4 protein-coding genes are annotated in these 2,672 nt (G+C 72.9%); 2 read left to right on the top strand and 2 right to left on the bottom strand.

From position 1 onward, the window contains the following. A partial coding sequence (locus HUU95_RS13725; protein WP_174280616.1) for a TGS domain-containing protein occupies positions 1-154 on the bottom strand: 154 nt, incomplete at its 3' end. Between the two features lie 80 nt (positions 155-234). Between HUU95_RS13725 and HUU95_RS13730 the strand changes: the two genes are divergently transcribed. Continuing rightward, the gene (locus HUU95_RS13730; RefSeq protein ID WP_174280617.1) at positions 235-600 is read left to right on the top strand and encodes a glyoxalase; all 366 of its coding nucleotides are present in this window, start codon (positions 235-237) and stop codon (positions 598-600) included. On the opposite strand, the gene HUU95_RS13735 is transcribed toward HUU95_RS13730, so the two are convergent. Continuing rightward, positions 597-1,412 carry an LD-carboxypeptidase gene (locus HUU95_RS13735; protein ID WP_174280618.1) on the bottom strand — a complete coding sequence of 272 codons (816 nt, stop codon included), beginning with the start codon at positions 1,410-1,412 and terminating at the stop codon, positions 597-599. The genes HUU95_RS13730 and HUU95_RS13735 overlap by 4 nt on opposite strands. Positions 1,413-1,452: 40 nt before the next feature. Here HUU95_RS13735 and HUU95_RS13740 point away from each other — a divergent pair. Further along, on the top strand, positions 1,453-2,672 hold a 1,220-nt coding region (locus HUU95_RS13740), incomplete at its 3' end, for a Mur ligase family protein (protein ID WP_174280619.1).

Raw genomic sequence — 2,672 nt, forward strand, 5'->3', positions numbered from 1 at the left:
GGGACAGATCGCGCAGCTCGCCATCCACCCGCGCCGCGATCGCCGCCTTCGCCAGCCCCGGCCCGATCGCCGCCGCGATGTCCGCCGGGGTGGTCCCGGGCGCAACCTCGCGGACGGACTCGTCGGGCAAGGTGATGCGGAACATGGCGGACATGGCAGGCTGTTCACTCGTCTGGGCGGAGAAAGGCGCTTACGCACCGGCGACCCAGATAGGCAAGCCGGAGCACCCCCGCCATGACCGACCAGCCGCGTGTCGTCGCCATCGTGCCATGCAACGACATCGACGCGGCGGAGGCGTGGTGGAACCGGCTCGGCTTCGCCCGCCCGCCGGAACAGGATGGGGGCGACTATCGGATGCTCGCCGACGCGGACGGGGCCGAGCTGCACCTGCAACGCGCCGTGCCCGGCTGGGTGGAGGCGGGGCGCAACCCGTTCGGCGTCTACCTCTACACCCGGCGGGTGGACGCGATCGCCACCGCGCTGCGCGACGCGGTGATCGAGCCGGGCAAGGCGGCCGAGCACAAGGACTGGGGCATGTACGAGGTCTCGCTCAACGGCCCCGACGACCTCCTCGTCCGCGTCGGCTGGCCGAGCCGCTAAAACAGACCGAACGGCACCACCGTGTTGGTCTGCGTGTGCCCGATCTGCGCGCGGCCCAGGTACGGCACGCGCATCTCGCCGCACCAACGCGCGATCATCGCCTCCAGCGCCTCGCCCCAGGGCGGGTCGTTGGGCTGGACGTCGGTCACCGCGCCGAGCCTCACGCCCGCCAGCCCCTTGAGCTGCGCGGCGTGCGCCATGTGCCAGAGCAGGCGGTCGACATTATACATCGGCTCCGACACCTCCTCGATCAGCAGGACGTGGTCGGCCAAGTCGGGCAGCCAGGGCGTGCCGACCAGCGCGCCCAGGATCGACAGGTTGAACGCCACCGCCGGCCGGCCGTCCAGCCCCGGCTCCAGCCCCTGCGCGTCGCGCGTCGCGAGCCAGCCGAGCGAGCGCGCCACCGTCGCATCGCCCCCGACCCGGCGGATGTCGCTCGCCATCGGCCCGTGCGTCGGTCGCCCGATCCGCCGCGCGTACAGGGCGCCGAGCAGGAAGCCCGCATCCGAATAGCCCAGATACGCCTTGTGCCGCGCCGCCTCGCCCAACGCCGGCATGATCGTCGGCAGCAGCCGGTTCGACCCATAGCCGCCGCGCAGGAACCACACCGCGTCGATGCTCGCGTCGTTCGCCAGCTCCAGAAAGGCGGCGGCGCGCACCGCGTCCGAGCCCGCGAAATGCCCCTCGCGCGCCCAGCATTGCGGGTGCACGACCAGGTCGACGGCGGGATAGGCGATCGCCGCGAACGCCATGAACGGCGCCTCGGCATCCCTGTTGCCCAGGCTGGCGGGCGCCATCACGCCGATCCGCATCGTCCTTGCTCCCCGAGGCGCCGGCCGATAGCGCGGCGCGGTGATCGACGGCAAATCCTTCTTCCTGGTCGGCATCGGCGGTTCGGGCATGATGCCGCTCGCCACCATCCTGGCGGGACGCGGCGCGATCGTGGCGGGCTCGGACCGGTCGCTCGACGCGGGACGCGTGCCGGGCAAGTTCGCGGCGTTGCGCGCGCTTGGCGTCGCGCTGCACCCGCAGGACGGCAGCGGCGTCTCACCCGACCAGATCGTGGTCGCCTCGGCGGCGGTGGAGGCCACGGTGCCCGACATCGTCCGCGCCGCCGAATTGGGCTGCGCGCGGATGAGCCGGGCCGAGCTGAACGCGGCGCTGTTCAACGCCGCGCCCGTCTCGATCGGCGTCGCGGGGACGAGCGGCAAGTCGACGGTGACGGGCATGATCGCCCGCATCCTTCACGCCGCCGGCCGCGAGCCGACGGTGATGAACGGCGCGGCGATGGCCGACTTCGCCGGCGCCGGCGCGCTGATCGGCGCGGGCACCATCCATGTCAGCGAGGTCGACGAGAGCGACGGCTCGATCGCGCTCTACCGGCCGACGATCGCGGTCCTCAACAATGTCAGCCGCGACCACAAGGAGATGGCGGAGCTGCGCGACCTGTTCGGCGGCTTCCTGGCGCGCGCGGGCACGGCGGTGGTCAATGTCGCTGACGCGGAAGCGGCGGCGCTCGCGCCGGCGGGGGCGATGACAGTGGCGGTCGGGGGCATGGCGGACTTGGTCGCGACCGATCTGCGGCCCGAGCCGCACGCGATCACGTTCGATCTCCATTCACCCTCACCCTTCCGCGGCCTTGCCGCTCCCTCCCTCTCCCAGCGGGAGAGGGAGACAGGCGCGTCAGCGCCAGCGGGTGAGGGTGACCGGCTGACGATCCGCCTCGCCGTCCCCGGCGCGCACAACGTCGCCAACGCCTTGGCCGCGCTAGGCGCCTGCGCCGCCGCGGGCGTCCCGATCGCCGACGCCGTCCGCGCGATCGAGACGTTCACCGGGCTTCGCCGCCGCTTCGAGCGGATCGGCGCCGCCGCCGGCGTCACCGTCCTCGACGATTTCGGGCATAATCCGGACAAGATCGCCGCCACGCTCGCCACGTTGCGCGCCTTTCCCGGCCGGCTGCTGATCCTGTTCCAGCCGCACGGCTACCGCCCGCTGCGCCAGCTCCGCGCCGAGCTGGCCGCCGCCTTCGCGTCCGGCCTCGCGGCCGGCGACCTGCTCGTCCTGCCCGATCC

This window comes from Sphingomonas bacterium (assembly GCF_903643065.1).
GTDB lineage: Bacteria > Pseudomonadota > Alphaproteobacteria > Sphingomonadales > Sphingomonadaceae > Sphingomonas.